This is a genomic window from Varibaculum sp. GTC20041, assembly GCF_055387755.1.
Genome location: NZ_AP041144.1, coordinates 809743 through 834636 on the forward strand (window position 1 = coordinate 809743; position 24894 = coordinate 834636).

Consider the following 24894-nt stretch of genomic DNA (forward strand, 5'->3'; position numbering starts at 1 on the left):
ATGAAGAAGTGAATGGAGTATCAAGATGGAAAAATTCAATATTGTTGAAGCAGGCACTGGCCGTCAAGCAAACAATCTGCTGATTAACACGATTTCGGATGCGATCAGCCCTTGGTTTGCAGACGTTAGCCAAGACCAACGGGTACGGGAAGCAATCGCGGCTCTCGCAGATGAAACGCTGCGCGCTCGTGCCGCCCAGTATCTAGGTCTGCAGCTACGTCCGGCAGCTTAAGAGGGTGCCGGTAGCGACCTTAGAAACCGAGTTTCTAAGGTATCGCCCTAAGCAATCAGATTCCCCCGCGAGACTATCGCGGGGGAATCTGATTTTCTTTTAAGATCTTGCTGGTGAGCTACTAGCCCCTGGTTTCGGCTACGCCGATCCCAGTTTCGCCGGTTAAAGCGGGTATTGTTCTACGCCCTAAGCCTGATGGTTTTTCCCCAGCAACTGTTCTAGCGTTTGAGGCAGAAGGAAATCGGGTTAGAGATTGAGTCTGTCTTTGCGGCACAGTCCGCTTTTATCCTGCTCAATGTAGCTGCTTTCCTGGTCGTCCTTTCGTGGATTTTCTGCCGATGTATCGCAGACTGCAGAACTATGTATTACAATAATTCTGGAGGGTGATAGGTATGAAAAATGCGACTGTGAGTGCGCGTGTTGAGCAAGATGTTAAAACTGCTGCTGAAAATATCCTCGATCAGCTGGGAATCTCCACCTCAGCGGTAATTAATTCGCTGTATCGCCAAATCATATTGCAACGCGCAGTTCCTTTTAGTCTGGCTCTTCCCGAAAATTTTATAACTGCTGATGAAATGACCACGGATGACTTGAACGCAAAACTTGCACGCAGCTATTCGCAGTCTTTATCTGGTCAAGGGCGGGACTACAACTCTGTATTTGATGAGTTGGAAAAGGAACTTTAGGTGAAGTCGTTCCAGGTTCTCATTACTCCTGACGCTGAGAATGATCTGATAGAACTAAGTAAATATATTGCCCAGGAACTGCTATCTCCACACGTAGCGCGGGATTATCTGAGGTTGTTGCGCGCCGAAATCGGAAAACTCTCATACCTGGCAACAGTTTTCGCGCCCATCCCGGATGAGCCTTGGCACAGTCGAGGAATCCGTTGCATTGCGGCTAAGAATTTCTTGATTTACTACCGCGTAGATACCGATTCGAACTGCGTTTACGTCCTCAATGTTATTTACGGTAAACGTGACCAGCTAGCCGCCTTAAGAAAGGCAGATGAAACCGGGTAACAACGATACGGCATTCCCGGATTAAGCCTGGTGGTTTTCCCACAGTAGCTGCTGCAGCGGTTTGCGTTCCCGCTCTTTAGTGAGGCCGGCGGGAGCTTTACCTACGGTACACATCGTGAAGGGCACATAGGGGGCGGCGATCTCGAACTCCCGGCTAACTAGCTCCCGATCAAAAGTGGCAAACGGACGCATATGTAGCCCCATAGCTTCGGCCTGCAAAAGCATATTCTGCACCGCACTACCCAAATCGTAGGGACCGAAATCTAGGCCGTGCCGAGAAGGATATTCCTGATGAATGTTAAGAATCAGCCCGGAGGCGTCAAGTGCCCAATCGGAAAAACCGGCTACTGCCCGGCGCAACACTTCATAGTTTTTATCGCCACGGATTCCCGGCACGAACCACCATTCTTGGGTATTCATTGCCGAGGGCGCCCAACGCGCTGCCTCTAAAATCTGGTTCATTTCTTCGCTGCTAATCGAAAAGTCAGGATCATATTCGCGCGGACTCCAGCGGTCCCTAATGATTTTAGAAATTTCAGTCATGTTTCTATCATAGCCAGCCACCCTGAAAACGGTACTAGCACTAAAAATAAATGGTCGGGCTGACAGGATTTGAACCTGCGACCCCTTGACCCCCAGTCAAGTGCGCTACCAAACTGCGCCACAGCCCGTTACCTCCAAAATCTTATCTTTCCCGCCGCTATCCCAGCAAATCACCCAGACGTGATTCTTAACGCTTAAAATACCAAGCTGAAAAAACTAGCCTAAAAACGCCCTCGGATTCCGTCCCTAGTAGACTGGAAAGGTGAGTGAGCAACTAGACCTGCGCCGCGCTAAAAAACCTTTCAAAGTGAAAGCGCCCTATGAGCCTTCCGGAGATCAACCCCAGGCAATCGCGCAGCTTACCCAGCGGATTAATGACGGTGAAAAGGATATTGTTCTCCTGGGGGCTACCGGGACTGGAAAATCTGCAACCTCCGCCTGGCTGGTAGAACAGGTGCAGCGTCCCACCTTAATAATGGAGCCCAATAAAACCCTGGCTGCCCAAATGGCGGCAGAGCTGCGCGAACTTTTTCCCGATAACGCGGTGGAATACTTCGTTTCCTACTATGACTACTATCAGCCAGAAGCCTATGTGCCCCAGTCCGATACCTATATTGAAAAAGATTCCTCTATAAATGACGAGGTCGAGCGGCTGCGCCACTCTGCCACTAACTCTTTGCTCACTCGCCGGGACGTAATCGTGGTGTCTTCGGTTTCCTGCATCTACGGCCTGGGTACTCCCCAAGAATATGTGGCGCGGATGGTGCCCTTAGAAGTGGGAATGCAAATAGAGCGTAATGAACTACTTAAACGCTTTATCACCATGCAATACACCCGCAACGATATGGCGTTTACGCGGGGAACTTTCCGGGTGCGCGGAGACACTATAGACATCATTCCCATGTACGAGGAAATGGCAATCCGTATCGAAATGTTTGGGGATGAAATCGATTCCTTGGCAACCTTGCATCCCATCACCGGGGAAGTAATCGAGGAAGAAGACTCAGTGTTTATTTTCCCCGCCTCCCACTATGTGGCCGGCCCGGAGCGGATGCAACGCGCCCTCGACAGTATCGAGGACGAACTAGGCGAGCGGCTGAAATACTTCCGTGAGCAAGGCAAGCTCTTAGAAGAACAGCGCTTGCAGATGCGGACTACCTATGACCTGGAAATGATGCGGGAGATCGGTACCTGCGCCGGTATTGAAAACTATTCCCGTCATATTGATGGGCGCGGGCCCGGTAGCCCTCCCAACACCCTCCTCGACTATTTCCCCGAGGACTTTCTGCTGGTAATCGATGAATCGCATGTGACGGTTCCCCAGATTGGAGCCATGTTCCATGGGGATATGTCTCGCAAACGCACCCTGGTGGATTACGGTTTCCGCCTGCCCTCAGCGATGGATAACCGGCCTTTGAAATGGGAAGAATTCCAAGAACGCATTGGGCAAACCGTTTACCTATCTGCCACCCCCGGCCCTTATGAAATGGAGCGCTCCGATGGAGTGGTCGAACAAATCATTCGCCCCACCGGTCTCGTTGACCCCAAGATCGTGGTTAAACCCACCGAAGGTCAAATCGATGACCTGATGGAAGAAATTCTGGTTCGCAGTGAAAAGAACGAGCGAGTGTTGGTCACGACCTTGACGAAGAAAATGGCCGAAGACCTCACCGAATACCTCGCCGAGCGGGGAGTGCTGGTGGAATACCTGCACTCGGATGTGGATACTTTGCGGCGGGTAGAGCTGCTGCGCGAACTGCGGATGGGCAAATTTAACGTGCTAGTCGGGATTAATCTGCTGCGAGAAGGCCTAGACCTGCCGGAAGTGTCACTAGTTTCGATCCTGGATGCCGATAAGGAAGGGTTTTTGCGTTCGACTACTTCCCTGATTCAAACCGTAGGGCGCGCGGCTCGTAACGTATCCGGGGAAGTACATATGTACGCCGATCAGGTTACCGACTCGATGCGGGCAGCGATTGAGGAAACCGAACGGCGGCGAGACAAACAGCTGGCCTATAACCGCGAGCACGGGATTGACCCCCAGCCGCTGCGTAAGAAGATCGCGGATGTTACCGATATGTTGGCACGCGAAGAAATTGATACCGAATCCTTACTAGGAACTGGATATCGGGGCGCGGGTAGTGGGCCAGATGCGCAGACCCGTAGGCAGACCGGACAGGACGTGCGCGAGCGGCTGGCGAATCAAAATGAGTCCAGCCTAGCGGAGTTAATCGCGGAGCTCACCGCGCAAATGCAAGAGGCCGCCCGGCAGTTACAGTTCGAGGTGGCAGCGCGTCTGCGCGACGAAGTGCAAGATTTAAAGAAAGAACTACGACAAATGAGGGAGGCGAATTGAGCGTACCGGACAAGCCAGCAGTACCGGCAGACGAGGACGGGGTAACCGCCTCCTCGAAAATAGCCGCTGCGAAAAACGCTGCTACGAAAGGTGATCCCCGGGCAAGCAGCAGCCAAACCATACCTGAATCTGCCGATACTGACCCCCTCAACGCCTCGGATCGCTCGAGAGCCGGGAGCCAGGACTTAAATGATGTTCAGGGGCTGCGCGGGCTTAGCCAGAAAGAAGTTGCGACTCTAACCAAACAGGGGCTTTCTAACCAATTCACTCCCCGCGCCACCCGCACCGTCCGCCAGATTCTGCGCGCCAATGTGTTTACTTTATTTAATGCCATTCTTGGCGTCTGCATTGTGGTTACTTTGATTTTTGGGCATTGGGCGGATGCGGTTTTTGGGATAGTGATGGTGGTTAATGCGCTCACCGGTATCGTTTCAGAACTTCGCGCCAAGAGAGTGCTAGAAAAGATCAGTATCCTCCAGGAAAACCCGATTCAAGTGATCAGGGAGGGGAAGCGCCAGGCAATTTCACCCCGCCAAATTGTGCAGGGAGACCTCTTATTGTTGCGGCGCGGTGATCAGGTACCGGCCGACGGAGAAGTTGTTAGTACTGGCGGGCTTTACCTAGATGAATCCAACCTAACCGGAGAGTCAATTCCTCGTCCTCGCGGCGTAGGAGAGAAAGTTTTTTCCGGTTCCGCCGTAGTTGCGGGGGATGGCTATGTAAAGGTCAGTGCAGTGGGCAGCCACTCTTGGGCTAATGAGATGGCTAACCAGGTCAAGAAATTTAAAATGGCGCATTCGGAGCTGGAAGAGGGAATCAATAAGATTCTGACGGTAATCACCTATTGTCTTCCCCTGGTGATCGTGCTGTTGGCGGTGGCGCAGCTGCGTAATCTGGGAGGACTAAGCGAAGTCACCTGGGACAATATTGGCCCGGTGGTGGTAGCAGTAGTTGCCGGTATCGTGGGGATGATTCCGCAAGGCCTGGTGTTGCTCACCTCGGTTAACTTTGCGGCAGCTTCCTTAAAACTGGCTAGGCAAGGAGTGCTCATTCAAGAGCTGCCCGCGGTAGAAGTATTAGCTCGGGTAGACACTCTTTGCTTAGATAAAACCGGCACTCTCACTACCGGTGAGATTGCGGCGCGCGGTTTTGTCCTACCCGAGCGAGAGGAACTAGTTTCTGCTGGTAAGCTGGATTTAACCGCGCAGGCGGCCTTAGCGGTTTTGACTAAAGAACGTGAAAATGACACTTCGGCGGCCATCTATGAACGCCTCGATAGCGACCTAAAAAAACCGACCTTAAACATTGAAAACCCGCAACTAATCCCTTTCGATTCGGCTCGTAAATGGTCAGCGGTGGTGAGCGCGGGTGATACCTGGGTGCTGGGCGCTCCCGAAATCGTGTTGGGTGCAGACCTTCCCACCCAAGCACAAACCGCTACTTGGGCGCAGCAAGGGTCGCGGGTGCTGGCTCTGGCACGCAGCGAAAATGAGCAGATTTCCCCGCAGAATCCGGCTCTCCCGGCAAACCTACAACTGAGTGCCCTAATCGTGCTCACTGAACGTTTACGCGCAGACGCGGCGCAAACCCTGGATTTCTTTAGGGAAGAAGGGGTAGAAGTTCTGATTATTTCCGGGGATAACCCGGTCACGGTTGCGGCTTTAGCCGGCAGGCTCGGGGTGGAAACTACCGGGTTTGATGCGCGGAAGCTTCCCGAGGACGAGGAAGGAATTGCCCAGATCCTTAAAGAACACCGGGTATTTGGGCGGGTGACTCCGGAGCAGAAACGGGCGCTGGTGCACGCCTTACAAGCTAGCGGAAAATGCGTGGCGATGACCGGAGATGGGGTCAATGATGCCCTGGCGTTAAAAGACGCGGATTTGGGGATTGCGATGGGTAATGCCGCGCAAGCCACCAAGTCCGCGGCGAAAGCAGTATTGCTAGATTCGAAGTTTTCGGCTCTGCCACAGGTGCTGGGAGAAGGGCGTCGCGTGCTGGGAAATATGGAGCGGGTATCTACCTTGTTCCTGTCTAAAACTACCTATGCTGCCCTTTTGGCGTTGATAGTGGGGGTATTAGGGATACGTTACCCTTATCTACCTCGCCACCTGACTCTTATCTCTTCCAGCACGATCGGAATCCCCGCGTTTTTCTTGGCATTGGCGCCCTCGAACCGGCGTTATCGCCCCGGTTTTTTGCGCCGGGTAGGTCAGCTCGCCTTGCCGGCAGGATTATTGTGCGGATCCACTTCGATTGGAGCCTACCTTTGGTTAGATAGGACGGAGGTGGCCACTTCGGCTGCCACTATTGTCCTGGCTATTGGGGCGCTGGGACTACTGGCGATCCTGTCACAGCCACTGTCTAGCTGGCGTGGGGGATTGCTCACAGCCATGATTGCTTTGGTGCTGGCGGCAATCACCGTGCCCGTGGTTCGCGACTTCTTTGCTCTGCAGGTCTTAAGCTTTACGCAATGGCTGGTAGTAGGGTTTTGTAGCATCATCTCCCTCGCGGGGTTGGCGCTTATCGGCACCTTTTGGGAACGGCGGCACTGGCCGGATCACGGTTCGGGGTTGCGGCTAAAACACGTTAGACTAAGAAAGTAAATCCGGAAGGGGAGTACTTCCATTAACAGGCCAGTCGTCATCACGGCAATTATGCCCGGCTGGTTCGGCCTGAAAAGGCGGAAGAAGACCTGAGCATAGACAACGCCAACGAAATGGAGAACGCTGCATGGGTCTGATGCCTACGCTTAATGCCGTCCCCGGCCATGAAGTAATTCACTGGTGGAACTGGCTACTGTTAGCTATCATTATTCTTGCTCTACTGGTGCTTGATTTTCGCGGACATGTCCGTAAAGCCCACGAACCCTCAATTAAAGAGGCCGCCATCTGGTCAGGTATCTATATGGCGATTGCGGCCGCCTTTGGGTTGGTGGTGTGGCTGCAATGGGATCTGAATCTGGCAGTAGAATACTGGGCTGGTTGGATCACCGAATGGTCGCTATCCTTGGATAACCTCTTTGTTTTCATCATCATCTTGAATGGATTTAAGGTTCCGCGGGTCTACCAGCAAAAAGTGATCATGCTGGGAATCATAATCTCAATGGTGTTGCGTCTGGCGTTTATCCTGATCGGCGCGGCATTAATTAATCAATTCGCCTGGATCTTTTACCTGTTCGGACTGTTCTTGATCTACACCGCGATCAGTCAGGCGCGGGAAGGGATAACCAAAGAGGACGAGGGGGATTCTGGCGAGGGATATCAAGAGAACAAGTTCACTACCCTGGTGCGCCGGGTGCTCCCCGTCTCTGAAGGGTTCCGGGAAGCGAAACTGCTGTACCGTCACCGCGGGAAAACCTACGTAACCCCCATGTTCTTAGTTATCGTAGCTATTGGATCGGCGGATCTAATGTTCGCTTTTGATTCCATTCCCGCGATCTTCGGTCTGACAAAACACCCCTTTATTGTGTTTGCCGCTACCGCCTTCTCATTGATGGGACTGCGCCAGTTGTTCTTCCTAATAGATGGGCTTTTAGAGCGCCTGGCATTCCTACATTACGGCCTGGCCTTGATCTTAGGATTCATCGGGGTAAAACTGATTATCCACGCCGCCCACGAGGCGCCCTTCTGGGGGATAGACAAATGGGCAGCAGCTATTCCGGAGCCCTCTATCGGTTTTTCAATGGGATATATCTTAGTTGTCCTAGTAGGAACCGCGCTGCTATCGATCTGGTACTCTAAGCGGCACCAGAAAGCTAACCCGCAAAAGGATTAATACCAAAGAAATCGGCTCGGATACCTGCTAGTGTTCCAAAAACCTTAGGTATCCGAGCCGAAATCTATAGGTGGGGATGCTATTTTTCGGGTAGGTAATCGTTAGTGTAGGCACCCTCCACGTCCGCTAGGCTCGCGGTGGTAAAGCCGTGTTCGCTCATCCACGTGGTGTAGGAACGCACTATTTCGGCATCCATCTCACCCCAGCGCCCGGAGGGAGCATGCCAAGAGGGCGCCATGAACTTAAGGGAGGCCTCTAATACGTCCTCTTCGCTGGCGCACATAGTGGAAGCTAAAATATTTACAGTTTCTGCCTGGCTATCCCGGGCAAAATCATAGCCGCGACTGGTAGCCGCCAGGAAGGCGCGCACTTGATCCTCGTGGCTGCGCAGATAGTTTTCCTCTACGCACAGGAAATAGGCATGGTGGGGAGTGACCTCCACTTCGTCAAAAGATAGCTGCACTACCTCGGAGAACGGTTTACTACCCTGGTAGGCTTCCCAGCCTAAGACATTGAAAATCGCGTCATATTTGCCTTTTTCAACTGCGCGAATATCCGGTTCGAATACTCCCGGATCCATTACCTTGACCTTAGAGAAATCACCGCCATCTTTCTCGACGGCTTCAATTACCATCTGGATAAGGCGCTTTACCGGAGGAATCGAGACGGTTTTTCCTTCTAAATCTCGAAAACGGCTGATCCCTTTCTCTTTAAGGGTAATCACCCCACCTAGCTGGTTTTGATTAAAGGTAGCGACGGCTACGAAAGGGTGGTCGCTATGGCGGGTTTCCAGCAGCTCTCCCAACCTAATTGAGGCAAACTGAAACTCTCCTTTGGCGGCCAGCTGTGCGGGAGTGCCGCGGTCGAAACCATCCCAAGAAATATCAACATCTAGGCCTGCCTCTTGATACCAGCCTTTCTTGCGAGCCACGAATAAGCCAGCGTGATTAGGCCAAGTAACGACATATTCCAAGCGGATTCGAGTTAAATCCATTTTTCCTCCCTATTTTCAATGCCCCAGAGGGCGTTTTCGATTTCTTGATAGGCTTTCACAAAATCTGGGGTGGTGCGCAGTCCGGTTCCGTGACTAAAACTGCCGGTAGCTCCCACTGAATTTGCTGATAAATATTCCTCCCGCTGCGGAATCTCAATCGGAATTTCACTGATAATACGACCAGGTCGCTCCGACATCATCAGCACCCGGTCAGCTAGGGTGACCGCTTCGGCAATATCGTGGGTGACCAGCAGGAGAGTTAAATCGCGGCTGCGAGTGGCTTGCCAGAGCCAACGTTGCATGTGGCTCCGAGTTATCTGGTCAAGCGCCCCGAAAGGTTCATCTAGGGCGATTAAGGTAGGTTTGGCCAGCATCGTGCGCAAAAAGGCTACTCGCGAACGCATTCCTCCTGAAAGCTGCGCTGGATAGGCTCCAGAAAACTGTTGCAGGTCGAACTGGGAGAGGAGGGCGCGGGCGCGCTCGCGGGCTATTTTGCGGGGGACTCCCCGAATACGTAAGGGCAGTGCCACATTGTCTTCGATGGTGTTCCAAGAAAATAGTCCATCGCGTTGGGGCATGAGGGCGATTAGGGGATTATCTACTGACCAGGCCAGGCTGCCTTGAGAGGGAGAACTAAGACCCGCAATTATCCGTAGCAGGGTAGATTTTCCGCAACCTGATGGCCCTACCAGGGCGGTTATCTTTCCCTTAGCTATAGTCATCTCCACGTTGTCTAAAGCGGTCAGAGGTGGATTAGTAAAACTCTTCGTTACCGCTGATAGTTCCAATAGGCTCATTTTGCCTTCTTCCAGGGAATCAAGATGCGTTCTGCTAGTCCCACTAGTAAGTAAGCTGCCAAAGTCATTAGCGTTAGGATCCCGGCTCCAAAAAACACTAGTTCCGTCCGAAAAGATCCTTGGGCAGTAAGCAAGTAAATTCCTAAACCATTCTCCGCCCCCACGAACTCGGCGGTAGCGGCAGTGGCCGGCCCGTAGGTGACCGCGATGCGCAGTCCAGTAATAAAATCCCCCAGGGCTGCCGGCATTCGCAAGTGGGAGAAAATCCAGGCAGGGGAGGCACCTAAAGAACGCGCTACATCAATCTGGTCGCGTGAGGGAGCCGCCAAGCCTTTAGTAAAAGCGACGATGATCGGGAAAACTCCAAATAACGCCACTAGGAGGATTTTTGAGGTCATGCCAAATCCGAACCAAATTATCAGCAGGGGAGCGATAGCTACTACCGGAATAGTTTGGGAGATCACCAGCAGAGGCATCACGGCTTTGCCGAAAGTTTTGGCTCTCCATAGCGCAAAAGAAATCGCCACCCCGCAGACAATTGCCAGCAAGGTGCCTGCCGCTACCTCTATGAGGGTTACTTGCGTGGCTTGCCAGGCCGCCGGCCAGTCCGCAACCCCGGCTTTAATGATCACAGTGGGGGCAGGTAGCAGCTTGGGGTTAACTGTCCCCAGGCGGCAAACTCCCTCCCACAAAAGCAGGGTTAACAGAACCAGTCCGGCAGCGACTAGTCGCGAGCTTGCTTTCATTTACTGGCGGCTTTGGCTAGGAACTCGTTGGTTACTACTTCGGGCGCGGAGATTTTTTGGGTGTAGGGTTTTCCATCACCGTCAGTAACTAGCTTCTGCTCAATAATGAAGTCTAAGTAGCTTTGCCACTTATCTATATCGGCATGCCCCACAGTGCCGGCCGCATCTGGCCAATACTCTTTGGAAAGCTTCTCCTGGGAGGCGTTAACTAGTTTTGCATCTAGCTTTGCCTGGGGATTAGCATCCATCAGAATTTTCGCAGCCTCCTGGGGATGGTCTATTGCCCACTGGTAGCCTTTCTGGGTGGCTTGCACGAAGGAGCCCACCAGCTGCGGATCTTCTTTTATTAGGTCTGCACGGGTAGAAATTCCCAGCAACGCCGGGGTAGTGGGTACTCCGTACTTGTCGTAATCAAAATAGCGTAACTTATACCCGCTCTGCTCGGCCTCGATGCCTTCCCAAGTAGACAGAAGTTCCGCAAAGTCAGCGCGTTCTTGTTCCACTGCCTGCAGCGTTTGGGCACCGGCGACCACTTTTTTGAAATCACCTTTGCCACCGTCCTTTTGGATCAGCATTTTGGTGGCAATATGTTGGAATCCGCCGCCGAAGTCAGCGAGGGTCTTGCCATCTAAATCTCGGGGACGCTGAATATTCGCCTTATCCAAAAATCCCACCATATAGGAAGACTTTGGTTGCAGGTTGAACACCATCTTGATCCCCAAGTTGGAGGCTTTCGCCGAGGCAATCGAGTCGGTTCCGGAAAAGCCAAAATCGGCACCTTTGGCGGTCATGACTGATTCCACGCCGCTCTTAGAAAAGCCCATTACTTTTACGTTTAGTCCGGCTTCGCGGTAAAATCCTTTTTCTTGGGCAACATAGATCCCGGTGTGGTTAGTGTTAGGAGTCCAGTCCAAAATAACCGAAGTGTTCTTTAGTTCGGGATCTCTAGTTGCGGAACTAGATCCCGTGGCGCACCCTGCCAGAGTTAGAGCCAGGGCACAGGCTAAAGCGGTAGCTATTCTTCGCATGCTTTTTCTTTCGCTAGTTGGTTGATAAGGGACAAATACTTTTGGCCAGGCCCGGTCAGGAACCACTGGCTATGACCTTGGAATCCGATATTCCAGGCCCAGTCTTTGATCTGTGGATCAATCGGTGCCAGCAGATCGTATTCGATGGCAGAAAGGGAAAACTCCACGTTACAAAGAGCGATCATAGCGCCGAGCATCTCGATTTCCTCCGGGGAGAGGGAGAACACCTGCCCGTATCCGGTTAGCAAGTCGCCAGCGACCTGTGGCCAGTAACTATCGGTTTTCCCCTCGGTAATACTGATCCAGTCGATACTGTGGCGTTCCAGTAGTACTGCCAGGTCAAAAAGTGGGGGATTGGGACAAGCGAGCCCGAAATCAATCAGAGACGAAATGCTGTTTCCTTCCCAAAAAGTATTAGAAACATGCAGGTCACCGTGAGTGAAATAGCGGGGAGAATGGGCTAAGCGGGCAAGAGATTGCGCAAAAGGACGCAAAGGCGCTAGCGCGGCCGCGAAATCGCGTCCGGTTTCTTTCAGATGGTTAGCAAGCATCGGATGCTCATTTAAATAACTTCCTAGCTTTGGCAGCGGATCACCCAGCAGGAGCTCTATTCGGTTTTGATAGGGGCCGGGCTCCAGGGGCGGCGGTAGAATTTTTTGGCTAGCGATACGGAGTCGGGCGGCAAGTCTGCCCAACTCCACGGCCTCTTGCCTAGTTTTTGGAGGTAGCCAGGAGCGCAGGTCACGGTAGCGGTCTTGCCCGGCCGCACCCGCGGAGGCCTCAATAATCCACTCTCCGGCGGCGAGGGTGCTGGCTCCTTGGTTAAAACAGAAAAAACGCGGGGTGGGGAAACCTTGGGCGGTCAGTTGGTTGACAAAGGAGTGTTTGGTTTCTAGCTCAGCCGCGGTCACCAAGTTCTGGTGGTAGCGTTTTAAAAATACTTGTTTGCCGCTAACGGTAGTAACTAGGCAAGCGGCAGCCATAGGCCGAGAAGAAGGGGTAAGACTTGCGATTCGTTCCTCGTGAAATTCCGGGATTTCCCTCAGGACTTCAGCGGCTTGACTGGCCGAAAGGGGTGGCCACTGGTTATTTACCACTTCCAGCTGCTGATCTCGATCCATCTGTGCCTCCTATATCCGTGCACAGGTGAACCAGCTTCCTGCGCCAGCATTACCTGGATCAGGTGTAACGGTCGAAGCGTTTTGCTTCCTCTCAGCTCGAAAGCTCCCGTGCTACAAGTAGGGTACCAGAAGGGCGGCGAATTTGGATTGCGCCCTCAAAATCCGGTAACGTGGTTTGAGTTCAAGGGCCATTGGCGCAGGGGTAGCGCGCTTCCTTCACACGGAAGAGGTCACTGGTTCGAAACCAGTATGGCCCACCATTAGCAGTTATTTCTGTAGATAAGCCCGCATTATTTTCGTCATTTGAATCTGGTCACTAAGTGCACACATTTCCCGGGCAGCATGCATCGACAAAATCGGAACTCCCACATCAATAGTGGTGATTCCCAGGCGGGTAGCGGTCATCGGCGCGATAGTTGACCCACAGGTGACTGTATTCTTTGACACAAAGCGTTGAGTCTTAACCCCGGAGCGCCTAGCTGCGTCCTCCCAAATATGCCAGCCGGCAGCATCGGTGGCATAACGCTGGGAAGCATTGAGCTTTAGTACCGGGCCAGATCCCATCACCGGACGGGTATCAGGGTCGTGTTTTTCGGGATAGTTGGGGTTTACCGAGTGGGCAACATCGGCGGATAGGCACGAGGACGCGGCCAACATCCGTTCAAAGGCCTCCGGTTCACCTGTGGCGCGGGCGCAGCGACGCAGCACCTGTTCCAGTAATGGTCCGGCAGCCCCAGTTTCGGTATGAGACCCTACTTCCTCATGGTCAAAAGCGGCACTAATTAGAATATTTTCTCCCGAAAAATCCGCGTCAGCAAGGCTCAATAATGCCCTCGTGGCACTATAGACCGAGAGCAGATTATCTTGACGAGCCGATGCCAAGAATTCTCCGGTAGTTCCCAGCCGCTGCGGGGCATGAGTATCGAAAGTGTAGAGCTCGTGACTAGAGATCTCATCGGCTCCGGCAAGGCCAGCTTGCCCAGCGATTACCTCCAAAATATTGCGAGAGGATCCCCCTACCTGCCAGAGGGGACGCAAGTGTTGCTGCCGATCTAATTCCAGTTTATTCGCGGATTCCCGATCCAGGTGGGGAGCTAACTGGGGAATAGTAGCGATCGGCCCGGTACGCACCAGGTGGGATTTTCCAGTTCGGTCATAGACGATCCCGGCGATGCCCAGTTCCCGGTTTAGCCAGGAGTTAGGGAGCATTCCCCCATAGATCTCTATGTTGAGCTGCCCCCAACCATCGGCACTAAAACTATCAGGGGTAGGTTTTAGTTTGAAGGCCGGAGAATCAGTATGGCTGCCGATTATGCGGAATCCCTTGGGGGATCCAGTAGGTACCATCCAGGCGATGAGGGCGCCTTTGCGGCATAAAAAGTAACGTCCGGCACCGCGCGGCCAAGGTTTAGTGGCATCTACTGGTTTAAAGCCCTGGGAGCGGTAGATATCGGCCAAGGTGCGGGCAGCGAAACTGGCGCAAGGAGAAGCAGTAATAAAGTCAGTTAAACCTTGGGAGTAGGTTTCCAGATTAAAACTCGTCATAGTTTCATTTTAAGGGGGAGGGTTAAAAAGTTCCTGCCCCTTAGCTGCGGCCGCTAGCTAAGGGGCAGGAAAATGAACTGGATTGCTTAACGCGGTAAGGAGACCGGGTCAGTGGAAATAAAACCGTCATCGCCGTCCTCGCCCCGCACGTGGCGTCCGCGTCGATTGCGAGCCGCGCGCGAGTTCCCCAGATCTGCAGGTTCTTCGGAACCCAAGTGCCTGGGATCTGAGCCAGCTATTATTCCCTGGCGTTCCTGGCCGCTGGATTCATCTTCTTCGCGTTGAGCTTGCTCGGCTTTTTCCTCGGCCAGCTTTTGAGCTTTACTCCGAGCATCCTGTTGCTTCGCGATTTTCTTGCGCTGCTTCTTGGTGCGCTTAGCCAGTTTTTTACGCAGTTTTTCTTCCGCTTTCTCTTGGCGGCGAGCTGCTTTTTCCTGGCGGATCCGCTCTTTTTCGGCTGCCCGCTGTTCTTGATATTCCGCGAATACTAACGCTTGTAATAGTTGTATTTGGGAAACCCATTCGGGCAGTTCCAAAGATTCTCGCAGATAGTAGAGCTGGTGAGCCAACCGCCCGCGTTCAGCTAGCAACAAACCATGAAGATCTTGGCAAAACTGCACATAATCCGAAATCTCTCCCCAGGGACGGCGGTCATCCTTAGTGAAAAGCGGGAGCGCCGCCGGACGTAGCCGCGCAAGTAGCGCCGCTGCCGCCTTGGGTTTTAACACCAGCGGATCTTTAGTTAGTGCCGTCCAAATCTGTGCGAGTGGTCCGGTCTCAGTTTCTAAAACCTGATCGGCAATATCTACTAACTGGGCGTCGGTCGGGATCTGAGACATTAGTTCCGGCAAAGGCTCGGAAGCAAAAAGTTGGTCTAAGCCCTTACTGTCCACCTGAAGATCTAGATTTGCAAGCGCTAGCAGATCGCAATCTCGCAGGTTGCAGGCTCCCTCCCAAGAGCTGGACTCCAATTGTGGTTGCAAGGGAAAACTGGGAGGAAACTTTGAGGTTAAGGAAAACAAAGTAATCCGGGGATTATCTCTTTGACAGTAGTAGTCAGTCAGTAAAACGCGTGCCCGCTCCCAGGTATCGGCGTCTCCACGAGTTATTCCGGCGACTATTTCCGGAACCTTGGTAATCATGTTCCCTCCGCAAGTAGCTTGTTTCCTAAATTGTAGTCGAAGACTTAGGGAGGCGGGGCAATACGTTCACCAAGAAGAACTTTCTAATCCACTGTTAAACTGGTTTCACCCGGTTTGCCTGTCCTTACGCTCTGGGGGAAACCTGAGCGTGTGCTAGTTAGTCACTTAGCTGCGGTGTCTTCGCAAGAGTACTTTTCGAGGACGCCGCCGCCAGCAGCGGTCAGCTTCGGCGGTTTGAGCCGCTGCTAGCCCTTAGATAAACAAGGTAGGGTCAATAATCAGTTCAGAGGTCTTCTGCTGGCTGCAGCCGGGAGATACCCGTGCGGGAACCCCAATAGCAGAGCATCCGGCAGGCACATCGCGTACCACTACCGCATTGGCAGCGATACGCGCATCCGAGCCCACGTGGATGGGGCCGAGCACTTTGGCGCCGGCACCCACCATCACCCGATCCCCGAGGGTGGGGTGCCGTTTGCCTTTCGACATTGATACCCCACCCAAGGTTACCTGGTGGAACAGTACACAATCGGTACCGATCTTAGTGGTTTCCCCGATTACTACTCCGTTGGCATGGTCGATAAAAAGACGCCTACCTAGGCGGGCGCCCGGGTGAATATCCACCCCGGTATAGCTGCGGGAAATTGACGAAACTATTCTGGCAAGAAGTTTAAAATTATTCTTAAACAACATATGCGCCAGGCGGTACGCCCAAACCGCATGTACTCCCGGATAGGTTAGGGCGACTTCCAGGGCGTTGCGAGCAGCCGGATCCGAATTAATAGCTGCTGCTAAGTCTTCTTTGCACAGTTGTATTAAAGTCGGTTCCGGCTTCGCCATTTTCGCTCCTAGTCCATGAAATCTTTAAACAGCGGGGTAGTTAGGTAACGCTCGCCAGTATCGGGCAGCAAAGCTACGATACGTTTACCTTTCATATCAGGGCTTTGCGCTAAACGCAATGCTCCTGCCAAAGCGGAACCAGCAGAAATTCCTACCAGCAGCCCTTCTTTAGCGGCGGCGGCGCGCGCCATGGCGATGGCGTCCTCAGTTTTAACCGTAAGTACTTTAGTCAGCACTTTAGAATCCAAAATATCCGGCACAAAGTTTGCCCCGATACCTTGAATCCCGTGTGCCCCAGCCTTACCGGTAGTTAGCAGGGCGGACTCTTCCGGTTCAATCCCGAAGACTTTGATATCAGGATTTAGCTCCTTCAGGCGTCTGCCTACTCCGGTGACGGTGCCGCCAGTTCCGATCCCGGCAACGAAAACGTCAACCTGACCGTCGGTATCTGCCCAGATTTCTTCGGCGGTGTTTTCATAGTGAGTCTGGGGGTTTGCAGGGTTAGTGAATTGGGAAGCCAAAATGGCGCCTTCGCGTTCAGCTACCACTTTTTGTGCGGCATCTACGGTGCCTTGCATTCCCTTCGCCGCCGGGGTTAGTACTAACTCGGCTCCAAAAGCACGCATGAGGGCGCGGCGTTCTTTGGACATTGATTCGGGCATAGTGATTACCACTTTGTAGCCGCGGGCAGCTCCTACCATCGCTAGCGCCACCCCGGTATTTCCAGAGGTAGATTCCACAATAGTGCCACCAGGCTTTAGTTTTCCGGAGGCTTCCGCGGCGTTTATCATCGCCAGAGCTACCCGGTCTTTAACCGAAGATGCAGGGTTGAAGGATTCAACTTTGGCTACCACTTCGCCGTCAATATCGGCTGGCAGTAGATGATTGATTTTTAGTAGGGGAGTGTGGCCAATAAGTTCAGTTACGTCTTTTGCGATATTCATGCTTTTCCTTAAATTATTCGCGGTGACAAACTGGAGGTATCCAGTTATAAAAGTTGGAAATCGGGGCAGAATAAAACTTTGTTGCCCCGAGGGACAGCCCGCGCCTTAGCGGTCGGCGAGATGCCCCTAGATACATAGACGACAGCGAGAGGTGGCGGGAAAACGCATTTGCCTCTCCGATCTGTCGTGAAAACTTGCTTGCCTCAAGTTGTAACATCTTCGGTTTTACAGTCGCAACTTTTATGCGCTCAGTAAAATTTGGGAATAACTGCTGGATGTCCGGGCGGTCCTACAGGGCGCTCCTATCCAGGGCACAAACAGTCGCAGGCATCTGCCCGCTACTGGCGTTACTATCCGGTCTAACCGAGGTGGCGTCAAGATCTAATAAATCCGCTCGGCGGGGCGAGGATTATTCTCGCACTTCGCGAGTAATATCGGGCGAGGTCTCTATGTTGATTTCCCTCCCGCTGATGCTCGATAAGTAGCTTTCGATCTGCGATTGGCTACTTTCTAGGGGGGCAGCGAATCGCAAGCTAGCTTCTTGGCTAAAGTCCCGATCGAGGATCTGGTAACCGCTTTGAGTAAGTTTTGCTTCGATCTTTCCGGCTTCCCCGATCGGTAAATGCAGCTGGTAGGAAGGCTGGGTAATCAAGCGTACGGTCTGGGCTTTTTTCAGTACTTGTTGCACCGCCTCGGAATAGGCGCGTACCAACCCGCCGGTACCCAGTTTAGTTCCCCCGAAATAACGGGTAACTACGCAGGTAACATTGGTTAACCCGGATTCGGTCAAGACTTTGAGCATCGGGCCTCCGGCAGTTCCCGCCGGTTCTCCATCGTCGCTACTGCGGGCAGTATCAAGCCCAGTATCTTGGTGAATGATAAAAGCGGTGCAGTGGTGGCGGGCGTCGGGAAACTCGCGGCGAATCTGGGCGATAAACTCGCGGGCGGCCTCCTCAGAATCGGTGCGCGCTAGGGAGGCGATAAAGCGGGAGCGTTTAATCTCGATTTCGCTGCGGGCAGGGGCATAGATAGTGCGCATAGCTTGATCCTATCTATATAGTTGGCTGGGGGAGGGGGAGTATTTAGGTTTAGGACGAGGGCGTCCTCGGCAATATGAAAGGGTGGGGTTCTGTTCTTTCCGCGCGAGATAAAGCGTGCTCGCGGTGCAAATCACATGGTTGAAACTGGAAACTTAGCGCTATAAATGGCACAGTTATAGAGGTTATTTTTCTATTTGCAATAGTTAGAGGAGTCCGTGATGGCAGTACCAAAGCGCAAAATGTCTCGTGCGAATACCCGCACTCGGCGGTCTGCTTGGAAAGCCAAGGCACCCCAGCTTACTTCGGTCAAGGGCAATGATGGACGTTCCTATGTGGCACCTCGTCACCTGACCAAAGCCGTAAAGCTGGGGCTGTACAGCCCGGCAGATGATTTCGAGTAAAACTCGAAGTTAAGAAAAAGCCCCTAGCAGTTTCCTGCTAGGGGCTTTCGTTTATGGTTTTTGGGTTAATGCCCGAATTGTGTGTCTTTTTCCGGGCGTGTCGGGGTGGTTTAGTGTCCTGCCCAGCCTTTGCGGATGTGTAGGGATCCGTCTTGGTATTTGGGGTTGTAGTCGATGGCGTTGTCCCATAGTTTCGGGCCTGGTTTCGGTTGTTCGGGCCCTGGTTTGGGGTCGGGTTTTAGGTGGTGTGGTTGGATTAGTTGGTGTGGTTTGAGTGGGTGTTCGCTGTGGAGGTAGCACCACCATTCGGTGGCTTTTTTCATGTGGGGCTCGGATAAGCCGCGATGGTTGTAGATCAGGGTTTTGATGGCGGCGTTTATAGCGCCTTCTAGCTCGTTGGTGGTGGCGGGTAGCGTGGTGGTGGCTTGTTTGTTTAGGGTCGGGTCTAGGAAGGTGAACAGGGTTGCTTTCCTGGTTTGTTTGGCGAGTAGGTTGTAGGCTCTGCGGGCTTTTTGGTGGGTGTACCACCATTGCTGGTTAGGGCGAATCCATAAGGGTATTTGGTCTTGGGGTACTTGGTTTTTATAGGTTTTATGGTTTAACCATTTTCCCCATTGGTTATGGAAGGCTTGCACTAGCCCTATCCATTGGTCTGCTTGGTTTAGATCCTTTATTGTTACCAGGCGTTTGGCTAGACCCCATAGTGCTTTGTGTGCCGGGATTTTAGGGTTGGTTGTTGTAAGGGCACGGATGTTTCGTTTTATGTGTACTAGGCAGCGTTGCACGCGCGTGTTTGGCCATTGGTCTTTGATAGCGCTTAACGCTCCGGCTTGCCCGTCAGTTATAACCATTAAGGGCTCTGGTAAGCGTTTTAACAGCTGTTTATAGGCGGCCTTGTTCTCTTGGTTGCACCATTGCCAGGCCAGGACTTTACCACTGTTTACGGCGGTTAGAAGACACCAGCCGTAAGGCAGGTAGGTGCCATCTATTTGTATATAGTCATAGATTTGCCCAGTTGGTACGATTACCGGTTCAACCCGCCAACACCAGTTAGTTCTTCGCTGCCAGGTAGAAGAAGAAACTTGCAGGTCGCCTATAGCGTCTTTCCCGGTTAACCATTTAACGAACTGGTCAAGCTGTGCCTTTCTGGAAATATCTGGCCGGGTATTACAAAAAGAGGCCCCGCACTTGGTACAGCGGTAACGCTGAAGTCCTTTTCTGGTTCTACCATTCCTTTTAGCACCCGCCTCGCCGCAGGTAGGACACTTTCTTCTGCTTGATCTACGACCCATAAATCAAACAAAAGCAGACCCCTACACCAAAAACACGGAAAGTCAACAACCCGTAGAAAACAAGCCCAAAAAGCTAACCAAACCCCAAATTACAAGGTTCCACCAGCCAAAACACCAAAATAAAGACACACAAAATGGGCATTAGCCCTGGTTTTTCTTTTATTGCTTCCCGAATGAAGGATCCCTGGAGGTGGCCGAGAGATCTTCTGTCATTCACTTTCCTTAGCGCAGGGAAGTACCTTTCTTTAAAAATAGTGCGGTGAGATAACCTGCGACCACTGTGAGCACGCCGGTGCCGAGCAGCAACCAGATTGAAATCGACGGGGGTTTCACAGGATTAGACTCACTGGGGTCAATCGGTCCAAATATAGTGAAGAGAATTCCATCCCAATCCAGAGAAATAAAGGGGGCATCGGGGGCGAAAAATACCAGCTGCCCAGGGAGAAGCATCAGCAGGAAGCCAATAATTTGCATTCCTACATACACCAGCACTGCTACTAATATCGGGCCGCCAATTTTTCCGAAACGATCCAGGAAAGGTCGCCGGTTGCCGGCGGTAACTATGAACTGGCAGAAGAAAACACTGGAAATCGAGGATAGTAGCATGGCCATAATAATCAGAAAAGCTACTTGCCAGGTCTGAAGGGTTGTAAAGAAGTATGTCAGAGCATTGCCAGAGGCATCTTCAAAAAACAAGGCTGTGACCAATAAAAACCCTCCGCAAAAAACCACTAGCGTGAAAAGACCGAGAGCTAAGAGGTTAAAAAGGCTTTTTGCCCAAAATAGCTCGGTAGGTCTTGCCGGGATCGACATGGTGAAATACCCAGTTTTTCCGTACATGGAACGGTAATAGTGAACTAAAAGGATTATCGAATAAACCAGGTAAGCGGCTAGCATTCCTAAGAATGCCAATAAGAATATGGTAGACCCTACGGCTACGGAGTTACGTAAAATTGAGACGGCTATCGCGCTCAAGATTGCGGTCAGCAAGGTCAAACCAATGGTGATTCCTAGTGGTTTACGTAGCGCCAGGAAATCGTGTTTCATTATTTTAGTAATCATCGGTACATCCCCCTAAAGAGTCCGTCCAGACTGGTTTGATAGGTGCTGCGGAGCTGGTCAGCATCTCCGGTTAAAAATACTTGTCCTGCCGACATGAATACGGCGGTAGAAACCACGGGTTCCACATCGTTAATCAAGTGGGTCGATAGCAGCATTACTGCCTGGGGATTGAAACGGGAAATAACGGCTCGCAAGATTACGTCCCGCGCTGCCGGATCCACCCCGCTAATGGGCTCATCAAGCAGATAGACGCGCGCATTTCGCGACATGATCAGCGCTACTTGGAGTTTTTCGCGCATCCCCTTGGACATGGCGGACAGTTTTCGATCTGCTGGGAGGCGGAAAAAATCTACCATTTCGTAGGCTTTCGCGGAATCGAAGTCAGTAAAGAAGTCCTGGTATTGGCGGATTGCGGAGCGTGGGGTGAGGTTATCTGCCAACAATGAGCTGTCGGGTAGGTAGGAGGTAAAAGCTTTGGTTTCTGCTCCGGGAGTTTTCCCGAAAAGCCGAACCTCGCCCTCGTAATCCTGCATTACCCCGGCCAAGATTTTCATTAAGGTAGTTTTTCCACACCCGTTCGGCCCCATGAGGCCGACTATGCCGCCACTGGGCAAAGTTAGGTTGGCGTTAACTAGTCCGATCTGGGAGCCGTAGAACTTTGAAACTCCTTTGATTTCAATGGCGGGAGCAGTTGTCTGTGCCCCGGGGTGTTCGTTTGCTGGGCGGGGCGCCATAAAATGTTCGGGGTTGGTGCCTGGCGTTGAAGCCGGAGGGGTTGGGAACTGGTTTAACTGATTTTCAGTCATGAGATTTTCCCTTCTTCCATTGTTTTTCTACTAAGTCGAGTGTTTGGGGTAGGGTAGCGCCAGCTTTTTTCATGGTGGCGGCGTACTGGTCGGTGTGCTCCAGGAATACTTTTTGGCGAGTCAGCCAGATCTTGTCCTGGTCTTGGGTTACGAACCGTCCGGCGGTGCGCTCTGATACCGCCAGTCCTTCGCGTTCTAGCTCCGATAGGGCGCGTTGCACCGTATTCGGGTTGGCTCCTACCATTTGGGCGAGGTCGCGCACACTGGGGATCTTGCTCCCCGGCGGCCAGCTTCCAGAAGTTATCCGACGCGAAAACTCGTCGCGCAATTGACTCCAAATAGGAATTGCTGAGTTTAGCTCCATGGGTTCCTCCTTTCATCGCTGTATTAGTGTAGTAATACAGTAACTCTGTTGGGGGTGCTGTGTCAAGCGGTTAATACAGATTGCTTTTATGGTTATTAGGTGGCGGGTAATCTTGTCGCCCTACCTGGAGTTTCAGCGGGGGCATTGGTTTTTCCTCCTGCCCAAAGGTAGGGAGTTTTCTTTCGTTTCGCCCCGCTTTACTGGTCGTTCTTAAAGGTGGAAAAATGGTATTCCCACACGGATAGGGCATGAAAAGCGCGGGGAAGAGGTTTTATCCGAGTGGGCGCGGTGGGCATAAAGTTTGGGAAATACGCAAGTATTTTCCGAACTTTGGGCGAGAGGAAAAACCTCTTTCCTGTGCGTACAGGCAGACTATGCAGCCAAAGACCAAGCTAGAAAGAAGAAAATCTCGCGGCCTATGCGGACATATGTCGCGGGAGATAACAAAGTCGGGGCGACAGGATTTGAACCTGCGACTCCCTGCTCCCAAAGCAGGTGCGCTACCAAGCTGCGCCACGCCCCGTCAGTTTTATTTTCTGACCTTCTATAGGTTACACTGTTTTTCACGGCTTCCGTTAACTCGAAGCGAGAGTCAGTTGCGAGTGTAGCTCAATGGTAGAGCCCCAGCCTTCCAAGCTGGTCATGCGGGTTCGATTCCCGTCACTCGCTCCACTTAGACGTCGGATTTGATAAGTACCCTTTTGCGTTAGCGAGTATCGTGTTAGATGACCGGCTTACGGGAAGATGCTCAAATGGTGAAGTTAATAGTTGAGTTTATTTTGTTTGGATGCTTAGCGGTGTTTTTCTGCACTGTTTCTTGGCTTGAAATGCCTAATGCTAAAGATCAGAAAACTGGAGAAAAACGAAATTTATATCAGCGTTGGCGTTCCGCCGACAGGCAAGTACGCTGGCAACTTATCCTGGGAATTTCAGCGGCATTAGTTGCGGTACTAGCTGCGCTTCAGCTGCTAGGTATTATCCCCTACCTCGACATTGTCTAGGTCACGCATATTAGCAAAGGAAATGCGTCTGCTGTGGGGTTGGCTGATAGTTTTTATGTTTTAGGCCGTTAGTGGGTTTGGGTTTTGCGTTACCTAGTATCGTGGTTTCCCTTCTCGGACAAGGTTTTGGGGTTTAACTCGCTAACGGATGATAGGTGGCGTTCGCTCCCGTGCTTGTGATGGTGGTTCTATTTCTATTTTTCGGTTGGATCTATTTTTCTCGCCTGTGTTTGGCTTTTAGTTAAGTTCTACTCTGTTGTATACGTAAGTGGCGGTGAAAAGTAGCGCAATGATTAGCAGTAGGCTGCTGGTGATTGGCCAGACCCAAGGTGTCTCGAGTGTGTCTTGAGCGAGGTTGTTAATTATGGGGGCGAGGCCAAGGGGAGTTTTGTTGCCCTCCTGGATAAATATCGCTGACATCGTTATTAGTAGGTAGGCTCCGAATCCGGCCGCAAGGGGCATGCCGATGCCTGGTTTAAAAGTGGCTGCGGCAGTTTGTATTGCGTGAATGAGAATGATTTGTAGCGCCCATACCAAACTAGCCAATATTATCGGGGCGGGATTAGCGCCTGGGAATAACAGTGATGTTCCTGCCCAAGCCAGGGTAGCGCTGAAGACGGCAAGGAATAGGGTAGATAGCCAGCTGCTGATAGCAAAGCTGATGAGGTAGTGAGAGCGCTGCACGCTACCAGGGAAAATAAAAGGAATGTCACCATTGCCGGTAAGCACGCTGCAACGAAAAGAGTTCATTGCAACCAGGATTACGGTAAGAATTTGGGTAAGGTTCTTTATCCATCCCGCGTAGGATTGCTGCCAGGAGGGTTCTGGTAATGACTGTATTAGCGTGGTTACTTCTGATCCGGCCAGAAATCTTATGATTCGCGGCGTGTATTGGGTAAACAATCCTTGGGTGAGAGCAAGGATAACGAATACCCCACCTATAATCCATGTCCCATAGGAGCGTAGGAGCCAGACAGCTTGATAGCGCCAGATCAATCTGAAACTCGAGGTATTCACGATTTTTTACCGCCGTCCTTAGTTAGTTTGGTGAAAAGTTCATCTAAGCCGGTAAAGGTGGGGTGAATCTTTGCGGCAGAATCGAGGCTATAGATAGCCTTAGCCACGGCGGTGGCAACGTCTGAACGCACCGTGACATCAAGGGTAACGTGTTTAGTTTGCTGATTGACTAGCTCGCCTAACTGTCCTTGAGCTAGCAGGCTACCGCGATGCAAGATCCCCACGTGGGTAGAGACTTTAGCAACATCGCTGAGGATGTGGGAGGAAAATACTATCGTTACCTGCCCGGTTAACTCGCGTAGTAGCCCCAGAACATCTGCTCGCCCGATCGGGTCAAGAGCGCTGGTTGGCTCGTCTATCAGTAGTAGTTTCGGGGCAGTAACGAGTGCTGCTGCTATTCCCATCCGTTGCTTCATGCCTCTAGAAAAGGAGCCGATTCTTCCGGGGGCTTTGTCGAGGTTAACCAGATTGAGTAGTTCGTCGCTTCTTTCGGCTGCAAGGTCTGGGGAGATTCCACCAAGGCGGGCGAGAGTGATGAGCGCATCCTTGGCTCTAAGCCAGGGGCTAATCTGGGGGACATCAGTCAGGTAAGACACGCCAGGGATCGGTTTGACCGGAAGTTTGCCTCGACTAACTCCCAGCACGGTGGCGCTGCCACTACTGGCTCCGGCCAGTCCTGCAAGGATCCTCATGGTGGTGGTTTTGCCAGCCCCGTTAGCTCCCACAAACCCATAACAGGAGCCGGTAGGAACTCGAAGGTTTATGTTGTTTAGTACTTGGTGCTTACCGAAGTTTTTGGACAAATCTTTAGTACAGACTGCTAAATCCAT

General features: G+C 52.1%; 25 protein-coding genes, 4 tRNA genes and 1 riboswitch. Of the genes, 10 read left to right on the forward strand and 19 right to left on the reverse strand.

Features of this window, described 5'->3' with window-relative positions; translation table 11 throughout:
• Positions 1–25 precede the first annotated feature (25 nt).
• The 3 genes from ACZ5BI_RS03420 to ACZ5BI_RS03430 all read left to right on the forward strand — a co-directional run bounded on the left by ACZ5BI_RS03420 (position 26) and on the right by ACZ5BI_RS03430 (position 1254).
• Positions 26–232: a hypothetical protein gene (locus ACZ5BI_RS03420; protein ID WP_101929702.1), complete on the forward strand. Its 207-nt coding sequence runs from the start codon at positions 26–28 to the stop codon at positions 230–232.
• Between the two features lie 392 nt (positions 233–624).
• Complete coding sequence (locus ACZ5BI_RS03425; protein ID WP_024059035.1) at positions 625–918, forward strand: type II toxin-antitoxin system RelB/DinJ family antitoxin; 294 nt, start codon at positions 625–627, stop codon at positions 916–918.
• Positions 919–1254: a type II toxin-antitoxin system RelE/ParE family toxin gene (locus ACZ5BI_RS03430; RefSeq protein WP_464896658.1), complete on the forward strand. Its 336-nt coding sequence runs from the start codon at positions 919–921 to the stop codon at positions 1252–1254.
• Between the two features lie 21 nt (positions 1255–1275).
• On the opposite strand, the gene ACZ5BI_RS03435 is transcribed toward ACZ5BI_RS03430, so the two are convergent.
• Both ACZ5BI_RS03435 and ACZ5BI_RS03440 read right to left on the reverse strand, forming a co-directional pair.
• Positions 1276–1797: a nitroreductase family protein gene (locus tag ACZ5BI_RS03435; protein ID WP_464896659.1), complete on the reverse strand. Its 522-nt coding sequence runs from the start codon at positions 1795–1797 to the stop codon at positions 1276–1278.
• Between the two features lie 51 nt (positions 1798–1848).
• Positions 1849–1925, reverse strand: a tRNA-Pro gene (locus ACZ5BI_RS03440).
• A gap of 134 nt (positions 1926–2059) precedes the next feature.
• Between ACZ5BI_RS03440 and uvrB the strand changes: the two genes are divergently transcribed.
• The 3 genes from uvrB to ACZ5BI_RS03455 all read left to right on the forward strand — a co-directional run bounded on the left by uvrB (position 2060) and on the right by ACZ5BI_RS03455 (position 7927).
• Positions 2060–4153 (forward strand): excinuclease ABC subunit UvrB, encoded by a 2094-nt coding sequence (gene uvrB, locus ACZ5BI_RS03445; RefSeq protein WP_464896660.1) that lies wholly within the window; start codon positions 2060–2062, stop codon positions 4151–4153.
• Positions 4150–6756 carry an HAD-IC family P-type ATPase gene (locus ACZ5BI_RS03450; protein WP_464896661.1) on the forward strand — a complete coding sequence of 869 codons (2607 nt, stop codon included), beginning with the start codon at positions 4150–4152 and terminating at the stop codon, positions 6754–6756. The genes uvrB and ACZ5BI_RS03450 overlap by 4 nt, the downstream gene beginning before the upstream one ends.
• A gap of 127 nt (positions 6757–6883) precedes the next feature.
• A complete protein-coding gene (locus tag ACZ5BI_RS03455) occupies positions 6884–7927 on the forward strand; it encodes a TerC/Alx family metal homeostasis membrane protein (protein WP_278608616.1) in 1044 nt (347 codons plus the stop codon).
• Positions 7928–8006: 79 nt separating this feature from the next.
• Here the strand turns inward: ACZ5BI_RS03455 and ACZ5BI_RS03460 are convergent, their stop codons facing one another.
• The 5 genes from ACZ5BI_RS03460 to ACZ5BI_RS03480 are packed head-to-tail and all read right to left on the reverse strand — an operon-like array spanning position 8007 to position 12613.
• Positions 8007–8921, reverse strand: a complete 915-nt coding sequence (locus tag ACZ5BI_RS03460) for an ABC transporter substrate-binding protein (protein WP_464896662.1) — start codon at positions 8919–8921, stop codon at positions 8007–8009.
• Positions 8912–9718: an ABC transporter ATP-binding protein gene (locus tag ACZ5BI_RS03465; protein WP_464896663.1), complete on the reverse strand. Its 807-nt coding sequence runs from the start codon at positions 9716–9718 to the stop codon at positions 8912–8914. The genes ACZ5BI_RS03460 and ACZ5BI_RS03465 overlap by 10 nt, the downstream gene beginning before the upstream one ends.
• Positions 9715–10464: an ABC transporter permease gene (locus ACZ5BI_RS03470; RefSeq protein ID WP_464896664.1), complete on the reverse strand. Its 750-nt coding sequence runs from the start codon at positions 10462–10464 to the stop codon at positions 9715–9717. The genes ACZ5BI_RS03465 and ACZ5BI_RS03470 overlap by 4 nt, the downstream gene beginning before the upstream one ends.
• On the reverse strand, positions 10461–11492 hold the full coding sequence (locus ACZ5BI_RS03475; RefSeq protein WP_464896665.1) for an ABC transporter substrate-binding protein: 1032 nt from the start codon (positions 11490–11492) through the stop codon (positions 10461–10463). Before ACZ5BI_RS03475 ends, ACZ5BI_RS03470 begins: the two co-directional genes overlap by 4 nt.
• A complete protein-coding gene (locus ACZ5BI_RS03480) occupies positions 11480–12613 on the reverse strand; it encodes a phosphotransferase enzyme family protein (protein WP_316086985.1) in 1134 nt (377 codons plus the stop codon). Before ACZ5BI_RS03480 ends, ACZ5BI_RS03475 begins: the two co-directional genes overlap by 13 nt.
• Before the next feature lie 18 nt (positions 12614–12631).
• Positions 12632–12733: riboswitch (TPP riboswitch) on the reverse strand.
• Positions 12734–12798: 65 nt separating this feature from the next.
• Here ACZ5BI_RS03480 and ACZ5BI_RS03485 point away from each other — a divergent pair.
• Positions 12799–12873 (forward strand) — tRNA-Val (locus ACZ5BI_RS03485).
• A gap of 7 nt (positions 12874–12880) precedes the next feature.
• On the opposite strand, the gene ACZ5BI_RS03490 is transcribed toward ACZ5BI_RS03485, so the two are convergent.
• From ACZ5BI_RS03490 to ACZ5BI_RS03510, 5 genes are all read right to left on the reverse strand, one after another.
• Positions 12881–14158, reverse strand: coding sequence for a M18 family aminopeptidase (locus ACZ5BI_RS03490; protein WP_464896666.1), 1278 nt, complete (start codon positions 14156–14158; stop codon positions 12881–12883).
• 86 nt (positions 14159–14244) lie between these two features.
• Positions 14245–15300, reverse strand: a complete 1056-nt coding sequence (locus ACZ5BI_RS03495) for a DUF6308 family protein (RefSeq protein WP_464896667.1) — start codon at positions 15298–15300, stop codon at positions 14245–14247.
• 252 nt (positions 15301–15552) lie between these two features.
• A complete protein-coding gene (gene cysE / locus ACZ5BI_RS03500) occupies positions 15553–16137 on the reverse strand; it encodes a serine O-acetyltransferase (protein WP_316077023.1) in 585 nt (194 codons plus the stop codon).
• 8 nt (positions 16138–16145) lie between these two features.
• Positions 16146–17081: a cysteine synthase A gene (gene cysK / locus ACZ5BI_RS03505; RefSeq protein WP_316077022.1), complete on the reverse strand. Its 936-nt coding sequence runs from the start codon at positions 17079–17081 to the stop codon at positions 16146–16148.
• 409 nt (positions 17082–17490) lie between these two features.
• Positions 17491–18120, reverse strand: coding sequence for a YigZ family protein (locus tag ACZ5BI_RS03510; protein ID WP_464896668.1), 630 nt, complete (start codon positions 18118–18120; stop codon positions 17491–17493).
• Positions 18121–18339: 219 nt separating this feature from the next.
• Between ACZ5BI_RS03510 and rpmF the strand changes: the two genes are divergently transcribed.
• Positions 18340–18522, forward strand: coding sequence for a 50S ribosomal protein L32 (gene rpmF, locus ACZ5BI_RS03515; protein ID WP_024059019.1), 183 nt, complete (start codon positions 18340–18342; stop codon positions 18520–18522).
• A gap of 110 nt (positions 18523–18632) precedes the next feature.
• Here the strand turns inward: rpmF and ACZ5BI_RS03520 are convergent, their stop codons facing one another.
• From ACZ5BI_RS03520 to ACZ5BI_RS03540, 5 genes are all read right to left on the reverse strand, one after another.
• On the reverse strand, positions 18633–19814 hold the full coding sequence (locus ACZ5BI_RS03520) for an IS1249 family transposase (RefSeq protein WP_464895807.1): 1182 nt from the start codon (positions 19812–19814) through the stop codon (positions 18633–18635).
• A 222-nt stretch (positions 19815–20036) separates the two neighbouring features.
• Positions 20037–20876, reverse strand: coding sequence for a hypothetical protein (locus tag ACZ5BI_RS03525; RefSeq protein ID WP_316086796.1), 840 nt, complete (start codon positions 20874–20876; stop codon positions 20037–20039).
• Positions 20873–21610, reverse strand: a complete 738-nt coding sequence (locus ACZ5BI_RS03530) for an ABC transporter ATP-binding protein (protein ID WP_410087896.1) — start codon at positions 21608–21610, stop codon at positions 20873–20875. Before ACZ5BI_RS03530 ends, ACZ5BI_RS03525 begins: the two co-directional genes overlap by 4 nt.
• A 64-nt stretch (positions 21611–21674) precedes the next feature.
• On the reverse strand, positions 21675–22046 hold the full coding sequence (locus ACZ5BI_RS03535) for a GntR family transcriptional regulator (RefSeq protein WP_278605970.1): 372 nt from the start codon (positions 22044–22046) through the stop codon (positions 21675–21677).
• 449 nt (positions 22047–22495) lie between these two features.
• Positions 22496–22569, reverse strand: a tRNA-Pro gene (locus ACZ5BI_RS03540).
• Between the two features lie 75 nt (positions 22570–22644).
• On the opposite strand from ACZ5BI_RS03540, the gene ACZ5BI_RS03545 reads away from it, so the two are divergent.
• Positions 22645–22718 (forward strand) — tRNA-Gly (locus ACZ5BI_RS03545).
• 53 nt (positions 22719–22771) lie between these two features.
• Positions 22772–23047 carry a hypothetical protein gene (locus ACZ5BI_RS03550; RefSeq protein ID WP_464896669.1) on the forward strand — a complete coding sequence of 92 codons (276 nt, stop codon included), beginning with the start codon at positions 22772–22774 and terminating at the stop codon, positions 23045–23047.
• A 237-nt stretch (positions 23048–23284) separates the two neighbouring features.
• Here ACZ5BI_RS03550 and ACZ5BI_RS03555 read toward each other — a convergent pair whose 3' ends face one another.
• Entirely contained in the window at positions 23285–23797 is a 513-nt protein-coding gene (locus ACZ5BI_RS03555) for a hypothetical protein (protein WP_316099362.1), read from the reverse strand.
• Between the two features lie 263 nt (positions 23798–24060).
• The gene (locus tag ACZ5BI_RS03560; protein WP_316086793.1) at positions 24061–24894 is read right to left on the reverse strand and encodes an ABC transporter ATP-binding protein; all 834 of its coding nucleotides are present in this window, start codon (positions 24892–24894) and stop codon (positions 24061–24063) included.